At 38.9% G+C, this 19,020-nt stretch carries 23 protein-coding genes; 16 read left to right on the top strand and 7 right to left on the bottom strand.

Annotation, left to right across the window (positions count from 1 at the left end):
* Positions 1 to 16 precede the first annotated feature (16 nt).
* Positions 17 to 1,564, bottom strand: coding sequence for a capsule assembly Wzi family protein (locus MTP24_RS12440; protein ID WP_243531481.1), 1,548 nt, complete (start codon positions 1,562 to 1,564; stop codon positions 17 to 19).
* A 169-nt stretch (positions 1,565 to 1,733) separates the two neighbouring features.
* Between MTP24_RS12440 and MTP24_RS12435 the strand changes: the two genes are divergently transcribed.
* Positions 1,734 to 2,807, top strand: a complete 1,074-nt coding sequence (locus MTP24_RS12435) for a glycosyltransferase family 1 protein (RefSeq protein ID WP_243531478.1) — start codon at positions 1,734 to 1,736, stop codon at positions 2,805 to 2,807.
* Positions 2,804 to 3,889: a glycosyltransferase gene (locus MTP24_RS12430; RefSeq protein WP_243531474.1), complete on the top strand. Its 1,086-nt coding sequence runs from the start codon at positions 2,804 to 2,806 to the stop codon at positions 3,887 to 3,889. The genes MTP24_RS12435 and MTP24_RS12430 overlap by 4 nt, the downstream gene beginning before the upstream one ends.
* On the opposite strand, the gene MTP24_RS12425 is transcribed toward MTP24_RS12430, so the two are convergent.
* Positions 3,878 to 4,600: a 3-deoxy-D-manno-octulosonic acid kinase gene (locus tag MTP24_RS12425; protein ID WP_008130656.1), complete on the bottom strand. Its 723-nt coding sequence runs from the start codon at positions 4,598 to 4,600 to the stop codon at positions 3,878 to 3,880. The two genes, MTP24_RS12430 and MTP24_RS12425, sit on opposite strands and share 12 nt — an antisense overlap.
* A 123-nt stretch (positions 4,601 to 4,723) precedes the next feature.
* Here MTP24_RS12425 and MTP24_RS12420 point away from each other — a divergent pair, with 123 nt between their 5' ends.
* From MTP24_RS12420 to glpG, 6 genes are all read left to right on the top strand, one after another.
* On the top strand, positions 4,724 to 5,785 hold the full coding sequence (locus MTP24_RS12420) for a glycosyltransferase family 9 protein (RefSeq protein ID WP_243531472.1): 1,062 nt from the start codon (positions 4,724 to 4,726) through the stop codon (positions 5,783 to 5,785).
* A complete protein-coding gene (gene gmhB / locus MTP24_RS12415) occupies positions 5,782 to 6,342 on the top strand; it encodes a D-glycero-beta-D-manno-heptose 1,7-bisphosphate 7-phosphatase (RefSeq protein ID WP_243531470.1) in 561 nt (186 codons plus the stop codon). Before MTP24_RS12420 ends, gmhB begins: the two co-directional genes overlap by 4 nt.
* Positions 6,343 to 6,510: 168 nt before the next feature.
* Positions 6,511 to 7,707 carry a glycine C-acetyltransferase gene (locus tag MTP24_RS12410; protein WP_006791581.1) on the top strand — a complete coding sequence of 399 codons (1,197 nt, stop codon included), beginning with the start codon at positions 6,511 to 6,513 and terminating at the stop codon, positions 7,705 to 7,707.
* A 43-nt stretch (positions 7,708 to 7,750) separates the two neighbouring features.
* Complete coding sequence (tdh, locus tag MTP24_RS12405; RefSeq protein WP_243531468.1) at positions 7,751 to 8,776, top strand: L-threonine 3-dehydrogenase; 1,026 nt, start codon at positions 7,751 to 7,753, stop codon at positions 8,774 to 8,776.
* A 67-nt stretch (positions 8,777 to 8,843) separates the two neighbouring features.
* The gene (glpE, locus tag MTP24_RS12400; protein WP_243531466.1) at positions 8,844 to 9,161 is read left to right on the top strand and encodes a thiosulfate sulfurtransferase GlpE; all 318 of its coding nucleotides are present in this window, start codon (positions 8,844 to 8,846) and stop codon (positions 9,159 to 9,161) included.
* Positions 9,158 to 9,985, top strand: coding sequence for a rhomboid family intramembrane serine protease GlpG (gene glpG / locus MTP24_RS12395; RefSeq protein ID WP_008130667.1), 828 nt, complete (start codon positions 9,158 to 9,160; stop codon positions 9,983 to 9,985). The genes glpE and glpG overlap by 4 nt, the downstream gene beginning before the upstream one ends.
* Before the next feature lie 2 nt (positions 9,986 to 9,987).
* Here the strand turns inward: glpG and MTP24_RS12390 are convergent, their stop codons facing one another.
* Positions 9,988 to 10,386 (bottom strand): flagellar basal body-associated protein FliL, encoded by a 399-nt coding sequence (locus tag MTP24_RS12390; protein WP_006791577.1) that lies wholly within the window; start codon positions 10,384 to 10,386, stop codon positions 9,988 to 9,990.
* A 167-nt stretch (positions 10,387 to 10,553) separates the two neighbouring features.
* Here MTP24_RS12390 and MTP24_RS12385 point away from each other — a divergent pair, with 167 nt between their 5' ends.
* Both MTP24_RS12385 and ubiA read left to right on the top strand, forming a co-directional pair.
* Entirely contained in the window at positions 10,554 to 11,093 is a 540-nt protein-coding gene (locus tag MTP24_RS12385; RefSeq protein ID WP_243531464.1) for a chorismate lyase, read from the top strand.
* Positions 11,090 to 11,968, top strand: coding sequence for a 4-hydroxybenzoate octaprenyltransferase (gene ubiA, locus MTP24_RS12380; protein ID WP_243531462.1), 879 nt, complete (start codon positions 11,090 to 11,092; stop codon positions 11,966 to 11,968). Before MTP24_RS12385 ends, ubiA begins: the two co-directional genes overlap by 4 nt.
* A gap of 5 nt (positions 11,969 to 11,973) precedes the next feature.
* On the opposite strand, the gene MTP24_RS12375 is transcribed toward ubiA, so the two are convergent.
* The 3 genes from MTP24_RS12375 to MTP24_RS12365 form a co-directional block, all read right to left on the bottom strand.
* Positions 11,974 to 12,594, bottom strand: a complete 621-nt coding sequence (locus MTP24_RS12375; RefSeq protein ID WP_010556946.1) for a 2OG-Fe(II) oxygenase — start codon at positions 12,592 to 12,594, stop codon at positions 11,974 to 11,976.
* A gap of 96 nt (positions 12,595 to 12,690) precedes the next feature.
* Positions 12,691 to 13,575, bottom strand: a complete 885-nt coding sequence (locus MTP24_RS12370; protein WP_010556947.1) for a LysR family transcriptional regulator — start codon at positions 13,573 to 13,575, stop codon at positions 12,691 to 12,693.
* Positions 13,576 to 13,925: 350 nt separating this feature from the next.
* Positions 13,926 to 14,357 (bottom strand): DUF2721 domain-containing protein, encoded by a 432-nt coding sequence (locus MTP24_RS12365; protein ID WP_006791572.1) that lies wholly within the window; start codon positions 14,355 to 14,357, stop codon positions 13,926 to 13,928.
* 80 nt (positions 14,358 to 14,437) lie between these two features.
* Between MTP24_RS12365 and MTP24_RS12360 the strand changes: the two genes are divergently transcribed.
* Genes MTP24_RS12360 through tsaD form a run of 3 tightly spaced genes read left to right on the top strand, consistent with a single transcriptional unit; the run spans position 14,438 to position 16,439 of the window.
* Positions 14,438 to 14,785: a DUF2007 domain-containing protein gene (locus MTP24_RS12360; RefSeq protein ID WP_008130594.1), complete on the top strand. Its 348-nt coding sequence runs from the start codon at positions 14,438 to 14,440 to the stop codon at positions 14,783 to 14,785.
* Positions 14,778 to 15,368, top strand: a complete 591-nt coding sequence (locus MTP24_RS12355; RefSeq protein ID WP_008130596.1) for a YjaG family protein — start codon at positions 14,778 to 14,780, stop codon at positions 15,366 to 15,368. Before MTP24_RS12360 ends, MTP24_RS12355 begins: the two co-directional genes overlap by 8 nt.
* Before the next feature lie 57 nt (positions 15,369 to 15,425).
* The gene (gene tsaD, locus MTP24_RS12350) at positions 15,426 to 16,439 is read left to right on the top strand and encodes a tRNA (adenosine(37)-N6)-threonylcarbamoyltransferase complex transferase subunit TsaD (RefSeq protein ID WP_008130598.1); all 1,014 of its coding nucleotides are present in this window, start codon (positions 15,426 to 15,428) and stop codon (positions 16,437 to 16,439) included.
* A gap of 8 nt (positions 16,440 to 16,447) precedes the next feature.
* On the opposite strand, the gene plsY is transcribed toward tsaD, so the two are convergent.
* Positions 16,448 to 17,059 (bottom strand): glycerol-3-phosphate 1-O-acyltransferase PlsY, encoded by a 612-nt coding sequence (gene plsY / locus MTP24_RS12345; protein WP_006791568.1) that lies wholly within the window; start codon positions 17,057 to 17,059, stop codon positions 16,448 to 16,450.
* 244 nt (positions 17,060 to 17,303) lie between these two features.
* On the opposite strand from plsY, the gene folB reads away from it, so the two are divergent.
* From folB to MTP24_RS12330, 3 genes are read left to right on the top strand one after another with little or no spacing between them, the layout of a single operon-like run.
* On the top strand, positions 17,304 to 17,663 hold the full coding sequence (gene folB / locus MTP24_RS12340; RefSeq protein ID WP_243531460.1) for a dihydroneopterin aldolase: 360 nt from the start codon (positions 17,304 to 17,306) through the stop codon (positions 17,661 to 17,663).
* A complete protein-coding gene (folK, locus tag MTP24_RS12335; protein ID WP_243531458.1) occupies positions 17,664 to 18,152 on the top strand; it encodes a 2-amino-4-hydroxy-6-hydroxymethyldihydropteridine diphosphokinase in 489 nt (162 codons plus the stop codon).
* A complete protein-coding gene (locus MTP24_RS12330) occupies positions 18,149 to 18,949 on the top strand; it encodes an undecaprenyl-diphosphate phosphatase (RefSeq protein ID WP_006791565.1) in 801 nt (266 codons plus the stop codon). Before folK ends, MTP24_RS12330 begins: the two co-directional genes overlap by 4 nt.
* Positions 18,950 to 19,020 lie beyond the last annotated feature (71 nt).

Raw genomic sequence — 19,020 nt, 5'->3', positions numbered from 1 at the left:
GTATTTAAAATACTGGCTAAAAGTTATATTCGTATTTAGCAAAGGCAGATGTGTCATTTTCTGCATCGTCATTTTGAGATGCAAAAGCACCTAATGTTAAACGCCCACCCATAGTGATTTTTCTATAGCGAAGCTCAAGCTGTTTAGAACTGTAGCCCGTCTTGGTTATTGAGTTACCAATGTCAGGATTGTTCGGGTATAAATCACTGTTGTCGCTATTGTAATCCACGCTGCGTAGCTTTACTTGCCAATCATCGCCGTTTGAAAGTTGTCCAAGTATTGTTAACACCACTGATTGCGCATCGTTATCAAACGTTGAGCCTATGGTGCGGCCATGGTAACGGTAACCTGATTTATAATCTGAGTGTTCGTAATAACAGTTTTCATTGGTTGATTCCGCTGCGCACGAAACACCCGTATCTATGTACTCTACATTCACTAATAAATTTTGATTGTAAATACGTTGGGTCGTTTGCACACCAAATAAGTAAGCTCGGTCAGCAGGTTTAAATTGTGAGCTGGCATCCTCACCTATGGTGCTGGCATAAATGGCGTATGGGTGGCTAAACAATGTGTCAGACCAGCGAATATCGAGGCCTGCAAGTTGATTTCCAATTTTAGACTCTAGCTGACTGTCGCAATTTTCATTACCATTAATGCAAGTTGTTTGCCCTGTAATGACATCAATAAAATCACCAGCAGAACTTGGCTGACCTTCACCTGCCCACTGCGCCGACCAACTTACTGCAATTTCTAATTGTTGTAGTGGGCGTATATTTAAGCGACTACTCCACAGTAATGCATCAGGAATCACTCTGGTTGATTCGAGCTTGGCCATTTGTGCTGTAAAACTCCATTGGCCTATCCAGCTTAACCAAGGTGTTTCAAAGGCGGTGCTTTGTTCACGCGTAATACTTAAAGCGGGAAGCGGCTTTGCATTGCCAGACATTATCAAGCTATTGTCGATACCAGGTCCCCAAAACTGCTCAACAGCACCGCCTCTAAATATCCAATTACCTAGCCTATAGGCTACGTAACTACCATCAAATGAGGTATCGTCACAATCAGTTAATGCTTGCTCATCTTTTACAATGTCATCGCTAGTTTTTCCGTTAATGAAGCATTTTTTACCGTCTTTTCTAGAGCTTAGTGCAACTTTAGCGGCAAAATTATCACCTAGGTAGGCATACGCTGCCGAAAGCGCTGATTTTTGAGTGTTGGTCGCGCCAAAGCTTGTTGTATGTATTGGATCTGTGGCTGCATAAGCTGATAATTGCACACTATGTGAACTTGCGTTTTCAGATTTATAACGATGCTTTACACGCAGTAATGCGTCTTGCAAGCTTGGAGATAATTGCTCGATGGGCATACTGTTAACATCATTAATAAAGCTCTTCCACATTAATGGGTATGTTGTTACCGGCGCTAAAATAATACCGGCGTCGGCTAGCTGTTGTATGTCAGCTTTTAGTCCGTAGTCATCTGGTTTAACCCATGGTTCAGCATTAACAGATAAATTGATAGCACTAAATAATGTTGAAAGAATAAAAATTCTGTGTCGCAAAGTTCAGGTCCTTGTGATTAAGATTGCTGGCAAGTTTACCAATCTAAGTATGTTATTGCAGTAAATATTCAAATTTATAGGGTCAATTAAATGTATAAAAATGTAACCTATCTATCGTAACAAAGGCCTGATTGATATACTAAAGATCAAATAGGAAATTGAGAATGCAATGAGCAACAAACGACTTTTATTTATTCCAGTATCGTCACCAGAAGGAATTGGTGAATATATGCGCTCGTTGTTGTTGGCTAATGGGTTGCTCGCTGAGTTTGCTGGGATGCTTGATATTCATTTTATTTTAAACAAGCACACAACTTACGCCGATGTTTGCCCCTTTGATACCACTTTACTTGAGAGCTCAGCAACCAAAGAAGTTGCATTAGTGTGTGACTTTATCACTGCATACAAACCCGACGTTGTTGTTTTTGATTGTGCTGGGCGCGCAGCACATATGAAAGCGGCAAAAGAGGTGGGTGCTAAAGTTGTTTTTATTTCTCAACATGAAAAAAAGCGCGCAAAAGGATTAAAGCTCAATCGTGCAAATCTAATTGATGTACATTGGGTTGTACAGCCAGACTATTGTATTGCGCCTTTAAGTTGGGTGGAAACTACAAAGCTAGACATGTTTCCCCTTGCTTATCCACGTAATGTTGGGCCTTTTGTTGCACACGCATCAGAGGAGCAAAAAAAGCAAGTGTTGAACAAGTACGGGCTTGAAGAGAATAATTACTTACTAGTAAATGCAGGTTCTGGTGGGCATACATTTAATAATTTAAATTGTGCAGATACCTATTTCGATACCGCGCTCAAAGCGGGTAAAAAAACGGGTTTAAAAACAGTGGTCGTGTTTGGCTCTAATTATACAAAAATATTACCAAAAACAAGCGAGATTATTTGTTTAACAAGTTTAGAGGGAACTGATTTTTTAGCTTTATTGAGTCAAGCAAAGTTAGCTTTATTGAGTGCTGGTGATACTTTGTTGCAGGCTATTGCATTGCAAACTCCTGTGATAGCTTGTGCTATTTCAAAAGACCAACATACCCGCCTAGAAAATTGTGTTAATGCCGGCGTAGCCATCAAAGCAAGTCTTAATCCTGATGATATAGTGTCTAAAATTGAATACGTAATAGATGATAGGCACTATAAGCCTCTCTTGGCTAAATATCGTAAATTAGAGAGTCCTCAAAGTTATAGTGTAATTACGAGTGCGGTAAAAAATATGCTTGCAGGAAGCCGTGCATGAACATTGTAATTGTTATTGACTCCCTTGTTGGCGGTGGTGCAGAAAAAGTTATGCTTACTTTAGCTGAGCAACTTGTTGAACTTGAGCATCACGTTACTTTATTGTCAATTGCAAGCTCCATTGAATATGACATCCCTGAATGCATTAATGTCGATAGTTTATTTCCTGATAGGGCTTCAAAAGTCGATCGCTTTTGGAACATAAATAAAAGCATTGCGAAGTTAGAAGCCTGGTTTAACAATAAACAAAGCGATATAGGTACTATAGATTTAGTACTTTCAAACCTTGATAGAAGTAATAATTTACTCGCTAAAAGCACGGTTAAAAATGTGCATTTTGTTGTGCATAACTCAGTAAATTCAGAGCTTGCTAGGCAAAAAAAGTTAGGTCCGTTCTCTTATCGCTATCTTAAAAAATCAAAGCAAAACTTAAATGGTAAGTCACTTGTTTGTGTATCTAAAGGTGTAGAGCAAGAAATCACTCAAGGCAATTTAATTACGCCAAGTGCAATAACCACTATTTATAACCCCTTTAATTTAGCCGAAATAAAACGCCAATCTGATGACGTTAATATAGCTATTCCGCAGTCGCCTTATTTGATTCATGTAGGGCGCTTAGCTAAGCAAAAACGCCACGATATTTTATTTGCGGCATTTGCCAAGCTTGATAAAAAATACAAATTGGTTCTTTTATGTAACAAGCCTAGTAAAGCATTTAAGCTTGCAAAAGAGTATGGCATCGCAGAGCAACTAATTGTCCCTGGGTTTGAACAAAATCCGTATAATTGGATTAAGCAGGCTGAAGCATTGGTGTTGAGCTCTGACTTTGAAGGGTTGCCAACAGTATTAATTGAAGCATTAGCTGTTGGCACGCCGGTAGTAAGTACTAATTGTACGTTTGGGCCTAGCGAAATATTAACAGGCGAACTGGCTAATTACTTAGTACCTATAGGAAATAGCGAAGAGCTAGCGGCTAAAATAAAACACGTTTTAGCAAATAAGCCGAGTGTTGAAAACGCCGATATTTTGCAAAAAGTGGATGCTAAGCTAGTAGCTCAGCAGTATTTGGCTCTACGCAGATAGTTTTTGGCTATAAAGGGCATTGAACGTTTCCCAATCATTGCTTTGCCAATTAAAGACGCTATTACGGCCTTGCTCTTTTGAAAATGAACGCTTTAAGCGCGCTATATTACTTTGTTGCCATTGCGGGTTAGGAACTTTTAACTCCCCGCGATCAAAGTCGATAATATATACGTCGCCGTCTTCATTAAATAAAATATTATTGATATTTAAATCGGCGTGATACACCCCTTTGTTATGAAATAGCGCAATAGTGTTGGCTATGCTTTCAAGCTCACTACTATTTAAAGGGCGCTCAATTAGAACGTCGAGCAGGCTTTTAGCACCGCTAACCGCTTGTGTAATTATATCGCCGCGGTAAATCAAACCACTAGTGCTTACTCTGGCTGCAATTGGCTTGGGTACATTTAGACCGAGTTCAATAAGCTTTATCATTAAGCTGAACTCTTTACATACGCGGGTGTTTTTAAGGCCAAGATAGAGGTATTGATCGCTCAATACCTTACCAACCAAACCGCCACGCCAGTAATGCCTGAGTACAGCAGTTAAATCATCATGTTTAAAAAACCATGCTGTAGCGCGGCCTTTTTTAGCGCCTACTATTTTATTTTGCTTTTGCCAATAAGTTGCATCAAACCAGCTTATATCAACAAGGTTAAAATAATCTGGATGGCTTAAAATAGTGTGTTTGCCTTGCGTTAGTGTTTTAAACATAGCTCGTTAAAATAATTCAATAATAGGTATATATTAACGTGTTTTATGGCGCAGGATAAGTGCTTGCATTAACGCGAGTATAATTTAAGATCCCAGCATACTATTTAAAGCCTAACGGAATGCGTGACTCAAGTGCCTAACTACTCCTCTATTTGTATTTTAAGACTCTCTGCTATTGGTGATGTATGTCATGCTGTTAGTGCTGTTCAAGCAATTCAAAAAGCGCACCCTAATGCAAAAATAACCTGGGTAATGGGTAAAATAGAGGCTATGTTACTTGCTGATTTACCGGGCGTAGAGCTGGTAATATTTGATAAAAAAGAAGGTAGAGCAGCGCTTAAAAAATTAAAAAATACCTTTAATGGTAAGCAGTTTGACGTGCTTCTTAATATGCAGGTGGCATTAAGAGCAGGCTTTGTAGCGCGCTGTATACCTGCAAAAGTAAAAATAGGCTTTGATTGGGCACGCTCAAAAGAACTACACAGTTTGTTTATAAATAAACGCATAGCCCCACAAAAAGAAGCACATGTGCTAGAGGGATTTAAAGGGTTTGCGGGTGCAATTGGTGTAGATGATTACACGCCTACATGGCAAATGCCTTACAGCGCACAAGATGAAAACAAAGCAGATGAGTTACTAGGGCAAGAGTATTTAGCCAACAAGCTATTTGTAATTTCGCCAGCGGCTAGTAAAGCTCAGCGAAACTGGTTGCCTGAACGTTATGCTGTACTTGCTGACTACGCGCACGAGCAAGGTTTTAATGTTGCTTTAACCGGCGGGCCTACTGAGCTTGAAGTAAATTTAGCGAATAACATTATAAAACATAGCAATAGCCCAATTTTAAATTTAGTTGGTAAAACAAAGCTTAAAGAGCTGCTATGTGTTTTAAAAAGAGCTGATTTAGTCCTTGCCCCCGATACTGGCCCTGCTCATATGGCAGTAACGGTTGGCACACCAGTTGTTGGTTTATATGCCCACTCGAACCCTGCACGCACTGGCCCTTATTTATATCAAGATTATGTGGTAGAGGTTTATCATCAAAATTTACTTGAGCAAACGGGTAAAACTGCGCAGCAAGTCCCCTGGGGTACCCGAGTTAAAGGGGATGATTTAATGAGCCAAATAACCATAGATAGCGTAAAAACAATGTTTGACCATGTTGTGAACAAAGAGGGGCTTGAATGAGTATTAAACTACATAAAGCGCTTTTTTTAGACCGTGACGGCGTGGTAAATGTAGACCACGGCTATGTATATCAAAGTGAAAAGTTTGAATTTATTAAAGGCATTTTTAGCACCTGTAAAAAGTTTTATGATGCAGGCTACAAAATTATAGTAGTGACTAACCAATCAGGTATTGGGCGTGGTTATTATACTGAGGCTGAATTTAAAGCGCTTACTCAGTGGATGAAAACGCAATTTAGTAACCACAACATTGAAATTGCCGATGTTTATTTTTGTCCTCATCACCCTAAAAAGGCTTTACCAGAATATTTAAAGCAATGTGATTGCAGAAAGCCAGCCCCAGGCATGTTGCTGCAAGGCATTAAGGAGCATAATATCGATCCTGAGCAGAGTATTATGGTTGGTGATAAGCTCAGTGACATGCAAGCTGCTCAAAAAGCCGGTATTGCAACCCAAGTATTAGTGCACTCGGGGCAAAGCTTTGACGAAAGCGCAAAGCAACATGCCGATTTAGTGATTGATTCAATAGATGATTTAACTAAACGTTTACCGTTATAAAAACACGCTTTATTTAAGCGTGTAAACTGGCACATATTCCTTACATTGAGCGCGTTTGCGACGAACTGCAAACCGTGCATTTTTCTCGTTAAACTTTTACAATACACACCATCATAAACAGTGGCATCAACGTTGTTGTTTACCCGTTCAATTAAATGGAGACTACAGATGAGAGCATCTGCTTTTTTTAGCCAATTACAAGAGCAAATTGAAGACGTTAAAGCCCAAGGCCTTTATAAAAGCGAGCGTATAATTACCTCGCAGCAACAAGCTCAAATTGAAGTAGCATCTGGCGATAAAGTTATTAACTTTTGTGCTAACAACTACTTAGGTCTAGCAAATAGTCCTGAGTTAATTAAAGCAGCGCAAGGCGGTTTAGACGACCACGGTTTTGGTGTGGCCTCTGTGCGTTTCATCTGTGGTACGCAAGACATTCACAAAACACTTGAGCAAAAAATTAGTGCATTTTTAGAAACCGAAGACACCATTTTATACTCTTCTTGTTTTGATGCTAATACAGGCTTGTTTGAAACTATTTTAGGTGCTGAAGATGCAATTATTTCTGATTCACTTAACCATGCTTCGATTATCGATGGCGTTCGTTTATGTAAAGCTAAGCGTTTTCGCTATGCAAATAACGACATGGCTGATCTAGAAAAGCAATTAATTGCCGCAGACGAAGCGGGCGCTAAAACAAAGTTAATTGCCACCGATGGCGTGTTCTCTATGGACGGCGTAATTTGTAACTTAGAAGCTGTGTGCGATTTAGCAGATAAGTACGATGCGCTTGTTATGGTTGATGACTCTCACGCTGTAGGCTTTGTTGGCGAAAATGGTAAGGGTACACCTGAATACTGTAACGTACTTGACCGTGTAGATATAATTACTGGTACATTGGGTAAAGCGCTGGGCGGCGCATCAGGTGGTTACACTTCAGGTAAAAAAGAAATTGTTGAGTGGTTACGTCAGCGTTCGCGCCCTTACTTATTCTCAAATTCATTAGCACCTTCAATTGTAACTGCATCAATTAAAGTACTAGAGATGCTTGAAAATGGTGGCGAGCTTCGCGCTAAGCTTTGGTCTAATGCTAAATATTTCCGTGAGCAAATGGAAGCGGCAGGCTTTACCTGCGCAGGTAAAGATCATGCCATCATTCCTGTGATGCTAGGTGACGCTAAAGTGGCCTCACTTATGGCTGATAAATTACTTGCAGAAGGTATTTATGTGACTGGTTTTTCATTCCCTGTTGTACCAAAAGGCCAAGCACGTATTCGTACGCAAATATCAGCAGCGCACAGTATAGAGCAGCTAGATACAGCGATTGCAGCCTTTACCCGCATTGGTAAAGAAATGGGCGTTATTTAATTTTTAAAACTAAGAAATGACTTGGTTTTTGTGAGCGTAAATTATGAAAGCATTATCTAAATTAAAAGCAGAACCGGGTATCTGGATGACAGATGCACCTAAGCCTGAAGTGGGCCATAACGATCTGTTAATTAAAATACGTAAAACAGCGATTTGTGGCACCGACGTTCATATTTATAAATGGGACGAGTGGGCGAGTAAAACAATTCCTACACCAATGGTTGTTGGTCATGAGTACGTTGGTGAAGTGGTTGATATGGGTCAAGAAGTTCGCGGCTTTTCAGTGGGTGACCGGGTATCTGGCGAAGGTCATATTACCTGTGGGCATTGTCGAAATTGTCGTGCTGGGCGTGTGCATTTATGCCGTAATACCACAGGCGTTGGTGTTAACCGCGAAGGCGCGTTTGCTGAGTACTTAGTCATTCCAGCATTTAATGCATTTAAAATTCCAGACAATATATCTGACGAATTAGCCTCTATTTTTGACCCATTTGGCAATGCTGTACACACAGCACTTTCGTTTGAGCTAGTAGGAGAAGATGTACTAATTACTGGTGCCGGTCCTATAGGTATTATGGCTGCAGCTGTTGCAAAACATGTAGGCGCGCGTCATGTAGTAATTACTGATGTTAACGAGTACCGATTAGAGCTTGCTCGCAAAATGGGCGCAACTCGCGCGGTGAATGTTGCAAATGAAAAGCTTGAAGATGTTATGACCGACCTAGGCATGACAGAAGGCTTTGATATTGGTCTTGAAATGTCGGGTGTGCCAAGTGCATTTAATTCAATGCTGAACAATATGAACCATGGTGGCAAAATTGCCATGCTCGGTATTCCACCATCAGACATGGCAGTAGATTGGAACCAAGTTATTTTTAAAGGTTTAGTGATTAAAGGTATTTATGGTCGCGAAATGTTTGAAACCTGGTACAAAATGGCAAGTTTAATACAGTCAGGTCTTAATTTAAGCCCAATCATTACACATCAATATTCTGTAGATGACTTCCAAGCTGGCTTTGATATGATGATTTCAGGTCAGTCAGGAAAAGTAATTTTAAACTGGGATTAATTCCAAAAAAATTGCAAGAAGGGCGGCTATGGCCGCCTTTTTTATTTTATTTATTAAAGAGAGTTCAATGGCATTTAAACATATATCTATTGCGCAAACGCATGAGTTATTAGACAAAGAAGACGTAGTAATTGCAGATATACGCGATCCTAACTCATATCAAGCAGGCCATATTCCGGGGGCAGAGGCACTATCGAACGCAAACATTGCCCAGTTTATGATGGAAAAAGAGTTTGATCAGCCCATTATTATTGTTTGTTACCACGGCATGAGTTCGCAAGGTGCTGCTAGTTACTTAGTTGAGCAAGGTTTTGAGGATGTATATAGCATGGATGGTGGCTTTACAGCCTGGGAAGCGGCCTACAGCGAGAAAGTTGAACGATGATAGAGCTTGGCAGTTTAAATAACCCGCGTGCCGCACAAGGCTTTATAGATTATTTAAAAAGCCAAGGTTTAGACGGGCACTTACATTCAACTGATGGTAGCCACGTTATTATTAGCGTATCTGAAGAGCATTTTCATCAGGTACAGCCGCTTTGGGCTGAGTTTACTCAAAACCCAGGCCATTCTCGTTACCAGCAAGCTTCTTGGAGTGTAGGTAGTACGCAATCACCTTTAAAATACCAAGGGCAATCGCTTAACCTTAAAGCGCGGTTCAAAGCGCTGAGTTGGCTTAATCAATCGGTAAGTGTACTCAGTATTGTTATTTATGTTGCATTTTTACTGGGTGGTTTCGAGAGCATTTATTCTGCATTACAGTTTAACCCCTCATACCCATTGACGTGGTTTACGCCAGCCTTGGTTCACTTTAGTGCTATACATATTGTGTTTAACTTAATTTGGTGGATATCGCTTGGTGACAATATTGAAAAACAATGCGGAAAATTGAGCTTAATTGGCCTGTTTTTTATTACTGCTTTAATTAGTAGTTGGGCGCAATATTTAATTGTTGGGCCTAATTTTGGTGGGCTAAGTGGCGTGGTATACGGCTTACTGGGGTATTGCTGGATCCATAGCTTTTTAAATCCAGAAAAACCCGCATTGGTGAGTACCTCAATTATAGGTTTTATGCTTGTTTGGTTAGTACTTGGTTTTGCTGATGTGTTGTTTATTGGAATGGCTAATTGGGCACATTTAGGGGGGCTAGTGAGCGGAATGGCGTTTGCCTACACCGCTCAACTGTTTACTAAAAAGCATACAAATAGTTGAATTTAGTGGTACAAATACTTTGTAAATAGTACTTCACGTATAATTTCTTGGCCTGTTTCTTCTTTTAACAGGCTTTTTAATTTTTCTATACATTTTGCGCGAATTTCTTCTCGACCAGTCAATGACTTTATTTTTTCTTCTGGCTCTTTCGAAAAAATCTCTACAATAGCATCTCTTAATAAAGGAGTATGATGTTCAACAATGGCTATGTCTGAATTGTTACTAAGCATTAGGTCAACGGTAACGCGCACGTAACCCATTTTTTTACTTGATGCGCCAATATAATTAGTAATTATGTCAGGTTCAAAACCAAAATAACCAACCGTTGACTCTGCACGGGCACTTAGGCTCACTAAACTCATAATTAATGTAAGAAGACCTACGTATACTATTTTTTTCATATTTAAAGCGTTTCCGAAAACCTGTTGTAAATAGTTTATACTTAATAATAGGTAATAAACAGCGCCAAGCAATTATTTATATTAGTTACTTAGGTTGGTGAATAGGCACTTTTTCAAATGCTTAGGCAATGTTATCATTTGCTTGGATTATATTTTATTGAGTTATTGTGACAACTTTTCCTTTATCTTTATCAGCTAACTGGCTATCGGATATACAAACCGATGACTTAACACCTACAGAGCAAGAATGGCTTTTTGAGCCGCATTCTTTAACCGCTAAGCTAAAAAGTAAAGCAACCTCTTTTAGTGTAAAAGTACTCAGCGAACAGGCGTTTAATTTAAGTCATGAACAACAGCAATTACTAGGCTGTAAAACGTCATCGGCGTTAAACCGAGAGGTGCTTTTGTTGTGCGATAATAACCCCATGGTTTACGCTCAAAGTTGGCTGCCAAATAACCAAACGCACAACTCGCTTCATAATATGGGGGAGCGCCCTTTAGGCGATGTTATTTTTCAACAACCTGAGCTTGTTCGTCAAAATATTGAAATTGCGCGTTTTGATAGCAAACATTCATTACAGAATTTGGTTACCAAGCTAAATTTACCAACTCAAACTCTATTAGGCAGGCGTAGCGTGTTTTCGTTAAATGATTACCAATTTTTGGTGGCGGAAGTATTTTTACCTGGGGCGTACCTTTACTCATGAAATTAGCAGGTTTAAAAGCAAAACATTTTTCTTATTATTTACAGCTTATGCGTGTTGATAAGCCCATAGGTACTTTATTGCTTTTATGGCCAACCTATTGGGCTTTATGGCTCGCAAATAGTGGGATGCCGAGCTTAATTAATTTTATAGTGTTTACTTTGGGGGTTGTAGTAATGCGTAGTGCAGGCTGCGTGATAAATGATTTTGCAGATAGAAAAATAGATGGTTCTGTAAAACGCACAGCCCAACGTCCTCTTGCATCTGGTACGGTCGCAAGCGGCGAAGCGCTAAGTCTATTTTTATTACTGATCACTTTAGCGTTTATTTTGGTTTTAATGCTGAGCGTTAACACTATTTTATTGTCTGTTGGAGCACTTGCGCTCGCGTTTTGCTATCCGTTTATGAAGCGATATACCCAGTTGCCGCAAGTAGTGTTGGGTGCAGCATTTGGTTGGGCAATTCCTATGGCTTATATGGCATCTATTGATGCATTACCTCTTCAGGCTTGGTTGCTGTTTGTTGCTAATGTATGCTGGACGGTTGCGTACGATACCATGTATGCCATGGTCGATAGAGATGATGATATTAAAATTGGTGTTAAATCGACTGCTATTTTATTTGGTTGTTTTGACCGCCATATCATTTTTATATTAAATGCTCTATTTATCGCACTTGTTGCTTATATTGGGTTTATTAATCAGTTAAACATGGCTTTTTGGGCTGGATTACTTATAGCCACAGCATTACTCGCTTACCAACAAGTATTAATTTTAAAACGTGATAGAGACGCATGCTTTAAAGCTTTTTTAAATAATCATTATGTGGGTATGGCTATTTTTATTGGTTTATTGCTCTCGTACCCCATTAGCATTTAGTTATATTAACGAGGTGGATCAACTATTCCGCTAATGGATGCGTTTTTTCTAAACCAGCCAGCAATTGAATACCGATTATCTACTGCTGGTAATACTTCGTGAACAAAGCGTTCGCTTTCAAATAAAACTAATGTCCCCGCTTTTGGCGAAATGCTCACCTCAACCACTTTGCTTTTGGGTTTATAAATAACAAGCTCACCGCCCTCATTGGGCGTGTTTAAGTATAAAACGCTAGTAAATACCCTATTAGAGCGCCCTTTAAATGCATCGACATGTTTTTTATAAAAATCACCGTGAGTGTATTTTGCGTAGTGACATTCGTAATCAAACAGCCCCATAAAAAAAGTGCGATTGAGCGTTGTGCGAATACTCTCCATAACAGCTAGGTAGGTTAATTGTGCTTGGGATGAACCATCAAACCAATAAGTTTGATCTTTTCGAATATTATCGTCAATTTGTAAATGATTTAAGCGACCAATACCAGCATGGCTAAAATGCGGATTTATGCGATAACAATCAGCCATTAAATCAGCTATTAATTCTTTGTTTAATGCATTAGGAATAACTGTATAACCGCGGCTTTCAATGTCGTTATAAAACGGGCCATCGGCTGAAAAGTTGATCATTTAGGAGGTTCTTTTTTTGAAGGTGCGCCAGTTTAGCCGAAAAAGAGTAAAAAGCTATTGTTTTGTGTCGCACCTGTCTCAAAAAAGAACGCTGAATTAATTAAGGGTTGTGGCTGCTTTTTTAATAAGTGAAAGCAAATGTGCTAAGTGCTCCGTAACCGTGGTTTGTTGGTTTGTTTGAACAATTAGTTGCTCATGGCTTAAATCTTTATTTGTTTTTAACTGAACAAGGTCGGTGTGTTCTGCCACAGTGTTTGCATGCTCAATGCTGGCGATTGCAAAACTATCGGATTTAATAATGCCAGAGATAACCTGTTCAATACTGCCCATTTTGATAGTTGATGATTTATTTAAAGAATCAATGGCCTCGTTCAGCATGCTTTGAACTTGTTTTGATTGAGAGAAACAACCAAAGGCTGAATAGGAGTCTAGTTGGTGTTTGCTTATGTCATTTTTTTGGGCAAGCGGGTGATGCTTAGATACAAATAAAATAAGCTGATCAGGCAAATGAATATCACTACCAATACTATTTACAGCTTGAGAATAAACGCTAATGTCTATTTCACCTTCCTGAAGCTTGCGTGTTAACTCATGCTGTTCTTGCAATTGCATTTCGATTTTTACATGTGGGTATTGCGCTAAAAATTGACCGCATGAAATAGGCACAATGTTACTTGCTTTATTAGTGTAACCAATAATGAGTTTTTCATCGGCATTGCCATGAACAGATTGAAACAAGCGTTTTTTGGTGTTTTCTAATTCGCTAAGTGTATTTTTGGCGTAATCTAAAAATAGTTCGCCTTCAGGAGTCAGTTTTACTGAGCGGGTTGAGCGCGTAACTAACTCATAGCCCATTTCATCTTCTAGGGTCTGAATACTGCGGGTAAGTGCAGAAGTACTAATTTTTGTTTTTTCTGCGGCTTGTCTGAAGTGGCGTAACACACCCAGTGCTACAAATTGTTCTAATTGGTCAAATCTCACTTTATAGTCCCTTTTTATAAGTAAGTTGTGATGTACTAATACATCAATTTTCTGTCTGTCTAAGCTATTAATAAATATATGTAAATTTAAAAAAGATAAACTACACAATATATTTGTTTGCACAATAATAAAAGTGTAAAGATGTTAAAAAGTATTAACCTTTAGACTAAAGACTAATAATTTTTTATTTACCTAACATCCTTATCTGGCAAAGTTAATACTAAAAAGCAGGTATAAATCTATAAATAAAAATATTAGGTAAATTTATTATGCTAATTAATGAAAAAGTATGCCACAAAGTAGGGCATTGATTAAGCAATAATTAAAATATTTGCACGAATTTTAGTCTTTTAGCTTGTTTTATTATCAAAGTTTTTGTTTGCTCTGTTACTTAATGGTTTGTTTTCAATATTTTGAAGTTCAATTTCTATTGCATCACATGAAATATGAATTTCAAATAAAGACGTTAGTAAAGATAAACTTAAACAGGTTAGGCTTACGCCAAATAAAATAATTCCTGTGGTATTAAACTCAATAAAAAGAGCAAACATAGACAAGGTACATAATAAAAAAGAGCCTACACCGTAAACTTGCATGGTTCTTATGAGCTTTATGCGCTTTCTTAAATTGGTAATTTGCGCAACCACCACAGGGCGAATTGACTCGCCTTCTCTGGCATTTAACTCTCTTATTAATTGCGCAAGTACTAAAAATCGGTTTGTATAAGCAAGAAGTAACAAAGATATAGCTGGAAAAAGTAGACCCGGAGTTGTAAGTGTCATGCTTGCGCCTTTTTAAATATTGTTTAATAAATTTCTCAATACCTTAAGGTATTGTACACACAAAATAATCGAGGTCGATATTGCAAACTTATAAAAACACAACAGATAGTGCATTTAATTGGATAACAATTTACAAGGCAGCCAACACGTTAGAGGCTAATATTGTTAAAGGGTTAATTCAAGCGGGTGGAATAGAGTGTAAAGTTGCAGGAGAAATGCTTCAAGGTGCACTTGGGGAAATTCCTTTCGATCAGGCGCAAGTGAGTGTGCAGGTTTATGCGATAAAAGAGCGCCATGCGCGACAAATATTGGTAAACTATCAGCAAGTAAAACAATCCGCTCCAGATTGGGTTTGTCCTAACTGTAATGAGCATAATGGATCAACATTTGATTTTTGTTGGTCATGTGAGACGTTAAAGAATGACTAAAGCAAATAATTTTCAGCGTATTAGAGAGCTAAACTATTTACAAAAAGCGGTTTTGGCAAGTGCGCTAATTGAACGTATGTTGCCAAATTATGGCTTATTTAGTGAGGCTACGGGGTTTGGTGATGAAACGTTACTTCGTAATGCGCTTAATGTTTGTTGGGAAAAAATCTTACTGCCAAAAAGTAAGATTGACTTAGAAAAGCAAGTTGAAAAAGTGGAACCTAATGTTCCAGAACTCGCTGATTTTGATATGTTTGGTACATACCCAGCTATTGATGCGGCAACGTCATTACTGAGCTTGATGCATGGTTTAATGGCACAAGACGATAAAGAGTTTGTAAGTGTAAGTAAAATTTCGCAAGCAACCGTTGCGCGCTTTATTGAATACCAGATGACAGTTGAAGGTGAAATTGCAGACAACACGGCTGTTAGGGAGCACCCTTTAATGCAGTACGAAATTGAAGTGCTAGCCGAGCTTATTGACTTTGTTGAAAGTATGGGGCGTATTACTTCAGAAAGTGTAAAGGCGCTGAAAAAATTTGCTGTTGTTGATGGTCAAACAAATATTGGTTTGGCGTTATAAACAAATTAAGTAACTTGAACTTTGGTTAAGTAGTGATAAAAAAGCAGGAGAAGTACAGTGCGAATTTTAGGCATTGAATCGTCATGTGATGAAACAGGTATAGCAATATATGATGACGAGAAAGGCTTATTAGCTCATCAGTTATATAGCCAAGTAAAAGTACATGCTGACTACGGTGGCGTGGTTCCCGAGCTGGCGTCACGCGATCATGTTCGTAAAACGCTTCCGCTTATTGATGCAGCTTTTGCTCAAGCGGGTTGTGGTCCTGAAGACTTAGACGGTATTGCTTACACAGCCGGCCCTGGTTTAGTTGGGGCGCTATTAGTGGGTACTTCAATTGGTCGCTCATTGGCTTACGGATGGGATATCCCTGCTGTTGCGGTTCATCATATGGAGGGGCATCTACTTGCTCCCATGCTTGAAGACAAGGTGCCAGAGTTTCCGTTTATTGCTTTACTTGTTTCTGGTGGCCACACCATGATGGTAAAAGTTGAAGGAATTGGCCAATACGAAGTATTGGGCGAGTCTGTTGATGACGCTGCAGGTGAAGCCTTTGACAAAACAGCTAAGTTATTAGGTCTTGATTACCCGGGTGGTCCCCGCTTAGCAAAATTAGCAGAGCAAGGTATTCCAAAGCGATTTATCTTTCCTCGCCCAATGACAGATAAACCCGGGCTTGATTTTAGTTTTAGTGGATTAAAAACTGCGGCGTCGATTACCATTCGTGAAAATGACGATGACGAGCAAACTAAAGCTGACATTGCGCATGCATTTCAAACCGCTGTTATTGATACCTTGGTTATTAAATGTAAGCGAGCGCTAAAGCAAACAGGTATCAAGCGTTTAGTGATTGCGGGCGGTGTAAGTGCAAATACCCAGCTTAGGCTTCAGCTTGAAAGAGTCATGCAGGGTATGAAGGGCGAAGTGTATTATCCGCGTACGGAGTTTTGTACTGATAACGGTGCAATGATTGCTTATGCCGGTATGCAACGTTTAAAAGCAGGGCAGTTTGCAACCCTTGATATGAAAACTAAGCCTCGGTGGCCAATAGATAGCCTCGAGCCTATTTAAGTACTTTGTTATGTTGGTTTGTTTTCATCAGTGGGGGCTTTTTTAGCCCCCACTTTTGGTTCTTCACCAGCAAATAGTCTCACTATGTTTGTTCGATGGCGAAAAATAATAAGCACCGTAATAAAAACCACTGGCAGCGTGTAGAGTGGCTTAATTAACCACGTATAAAGCGGTGCGAGTAGAACGGTGACTAGGGCGGCAAGAGAAGAATAGCGACTCACTGCGACTATAATTAGCCAAGTAGTAATTAATAACCCAGCTAGGGATAAACCTATTGGGAGTAAAGCCCCAAATGCTGTTGCAACGGCTTTACCTCCTTTAAAATTAAAAAATACAGGGTACATGTGGCCTAAACAGGCGCCAACGGCAACTAAGCCAAGTACCAAAGGCTCAAGTTGTAAAAAATAAGCCCCCCACACGGGTATCGTGCCTTTTAAAATATCAAAAACAAGAACTAAAACAGCAGGAAAAGCGCCACCTAAGCGGTAAACATTAGTTGCGCCTGGATTATTTGAGCCATGTGTACGGGGATCTTGAAGTTTAAATAGACGCGACACTAAGATAGCCGATGAAATCGACCCAAGTAGGTACGCTAGAACAAACATCAAAATAGCTAACACATAGTTCCTTATATTTTTATCGTTATACCCATTACATTTAATGCAATTAACATCGTTTTTGGGCTATTATTGGCGGCAAAATTTATCGTGAAAATTAATATACTTCTACCAAATTTAGCTAAACGCGTTATTTTGCTATTGTAGAAGGAATTTTTACATATTTAAACACTGATTAAAGCATATACAATATTAATTTATAATTAGTTTATGTGGTTAGAACAGTTGTTGGTCTTTTGGAGTATCAATGGATAAGGTATTTATATCTCAATTGCACGTCGACACTATTATTGGAGTGTACGACTTTGAAAAAGAAAGTAAACAGAGCCTTTATTTTGATATTGAAATGCTAAGTGATATTAAACCAGCCGCCGCAAATGATGACATTAATCTAGCACTTGATTACGCAAAAGTAAGCGAGCGTGTTATTGCGCATAGCACAGCTAAACCTGTTGAGTTGCTTGAAACACTTGTTGAACAATTGGCAGAAATTATTTTAACTGAGTTTAATACAACTCAAGTTAAAATTAGAGTGAGTAAACCTGCAGCAGTTGCGCAAGCGCAAACTGTTGGAGTAGAAATAACACGTAATAAGGCAAGCGTTTAAATGGCGCAAATATTTATTAGCCTTGGGTCAAATATCAACAAAGAGCACTATATGCAAAGTGCCTTAAAAGCACTTAAAACGCATTTTAAAAATATAGAGCATTCGTCTGTTTTTGAAAGTGAAGCTGTCGGTTTCGTAGGTAATAACTTTTATAATTCGGTCGTTGGGGCAAAAACAGACAAGCCGTTAGCTGAAGTGTGTGCATTACTAAAAAAAATAGAGCGTGATAATGGTCGCACACCAAACGATAAAAAGTTCAGCCCAAGAACCCTTGATTTAGATTTATTGTTTTACGACGATGTTATTTGCGATAGCCCCGCGCAATTACCACGTGACGAAATAACTAAGAATGCATTTGTATTACAACCTCTCAGTGAGGTTGCCCCCGGTTTTTATCACCCTGTAGCTAAGCAAACAATTGCTCAATTATGGAATGCATATAATAACCCTCAACAAAAACTATGGAAGGTGGAGTTTTCTAACCCATGAGTATTTTAGAAATAATAATTTTAGCGCTAATTCAAGGTTTTACTGAGTTTTTACCCATATCTAGCTCGGCACATTTAATTTTACCCTCACAAATATTAGGGTGGGAAGACCAAGGACTTGCTTTTGATGTTGCAGTGCATGTAGGGACATTAATAGCGGTTGTTATTTATTTTCGTAAAGAGGTGGCTGACATTCTGAGTGCGTGGTTTAAATCGTTTGGCACACAAGGCAAAACAGACGACAGTAAACTCGGCTGGTGGATTATTTTAGGGACAATACCTGCTGCTGTATTTGGTTTGTTACTTAAGGATTTTGTTGAGTTATACCTTCGAAGTGCATGGGTCATTGCAGCTACGACGATTATTTTTGGCCTATTGCTTTGGTACGCTGATGCTAAAGGGAAACAAGTTAAAACAATTTATCAACTTAATTGGAAGTCGGCTTTAATGATTGGCTTAGCGCAAGCCGTTGCTATGATCCCGGGTACCTCTCGTTCAGGTATTACAATGACAGCGGGTTTAATGCTAGGCATGAATAAGCAAAGTGCAGCGCGCTTTTCGTTTTTACTCGCTATTCCTGTAATTTCAATGATGGGGCTTTATTACACAATAGAACTTGCATTGGGTGATCATGTTGTTGAATGGGGTACATTGTTGCTAGGTGTGGTACTGTCTTTTCTATCTGCTTATGCGTGTATTTATTTATTTTTAAAAGTGATTGAACGAATGGGAATGTTACCTTTTGTAATTTACCGGTTAGTTTTAGGCTTAGGTTTAATTGTTTTTTTAAGTATGTAGATTAATTTACTTTGCAAAAAAGCCTTCTAATTTAGAAGGCTTTTTTGTTTGTGATAATGACTTTAAGCATT

The organism is Pseudoalteromonas sp. APM04 (assembly GCF_022809815.1).
Taxonomy (GTDB): domain Bacteria; phylum Pseudomonadota; class Gammaproteobacteria; order Enterobacterales; family Alteromonadaceae; genus Pseudoalteromonas; species Pseudoalteromonas marina.
Note: the sequence above shows the minus strand (reverse complement) of the source record. Positions and strands in the feature narration are given on the sequence as shown.

Coding starts and splice junctions, on each gene's coding strand:
- tdh (WP_243531468.1), top strand. CDS start 7,751: ATGAAAGCATTATCTAAATTAAAAGCAGAACCGGGTATCTGGATGACA.
- MTP24_RS12375 (WP_010556946.1), bottom strand. CDS start 12,594: ATGATCAACTTTTCAGCCGATGGCCCGTTTTATAACGACATTGAAAGC.
- MTP24_RS12410 (WP_006791581.1), top strand. CDS start 6,511: ATGAGAGCATCTGCTTTTTTTAGCCAATTACAAGAGCAAATTGAAGAC.
- gmhB (WP_243531470.1), top strand. CDS start 5,782: ATGAGTATTAAACTACATAAAGCGCTTTTTTTAGACCGTGACGGCGTG.
- MTP24_RS12430 (WP_243531474.1), top strand. CDS start 2,804: ATGAACATTGTAATTGTTATTGACTCCCTTGTTGGCGGTGGTGCAGAA.
- MTP24_RS12390 (WP_006791577.1), bottom strand. CDS start 10,386: ATGAAAAAAATAGTATACGTAGGTCTTCTTACATTAATTATGAGTTTA.
- folK (WP_243531458.1), top strand. CDS start 17,664: ATGGCGCAAATATTTATTAGCCTTGGGTCAAATATCAACAAAGAGCAC.
- folB (WP_243531460.1), top strand. CDS start 17,304: ATGGATAAGGTATTTATATCTCAATTGCACGTCGACACTATTATTGGA.
- MTP24_RS12435 (WP_243531478.1), top strand. CDS start 1,734: ATGAGCAACAAACGACTTTTATTTATTCCAGTATCGTCACCAGAAGGA.
- glpG (WP_008130667.1), top strand. CDS start 9,158: ATGATAGAGCTTGGCAGTTTAAATAACCCGCGTGCCGCACAAGGCTTT.
- MTP24_RS12425 (WP_008130656.1), bottom strand. CDS start 4,600: ATGTTTAAAACACTAACGCAAGGCAAACACACTATTTTAAGCCATCCA.
- MTP24_RS12355 (WP_008130596.1), top strand. CDS start 14,778: ATGACTAAAGCAAATAATTTTCAGCGTATTAGAGAGCTAAACTATTTA.
- MTP24_RS12365 (WP_006791572.1), bottom strand. CDS start 14,357: ATGACACTTACAACTCCGGGTCTACTTTTTCCAGCTATATCTTTGTTA.
- glpE (WP_243531466.1), top strand. CDS start 8,844: ATGGCATTTAAACATATATCTATTGCGCAAACGCATGAGTTATTAGAC.
- ubiA (WP_243531462.1), top strand. CDS start 11,090: ATGAAATTAGCAGGTTTAAAAGCAAAACATTTTTCTTATTATTTACAG.
- MTP24_RS12330 (WP_006791565.1), top strand. CDS start 18,149: ATGAGTATTTTAGAAATAATAATTTTAGCGCTAATTCAAGGTTTTACT.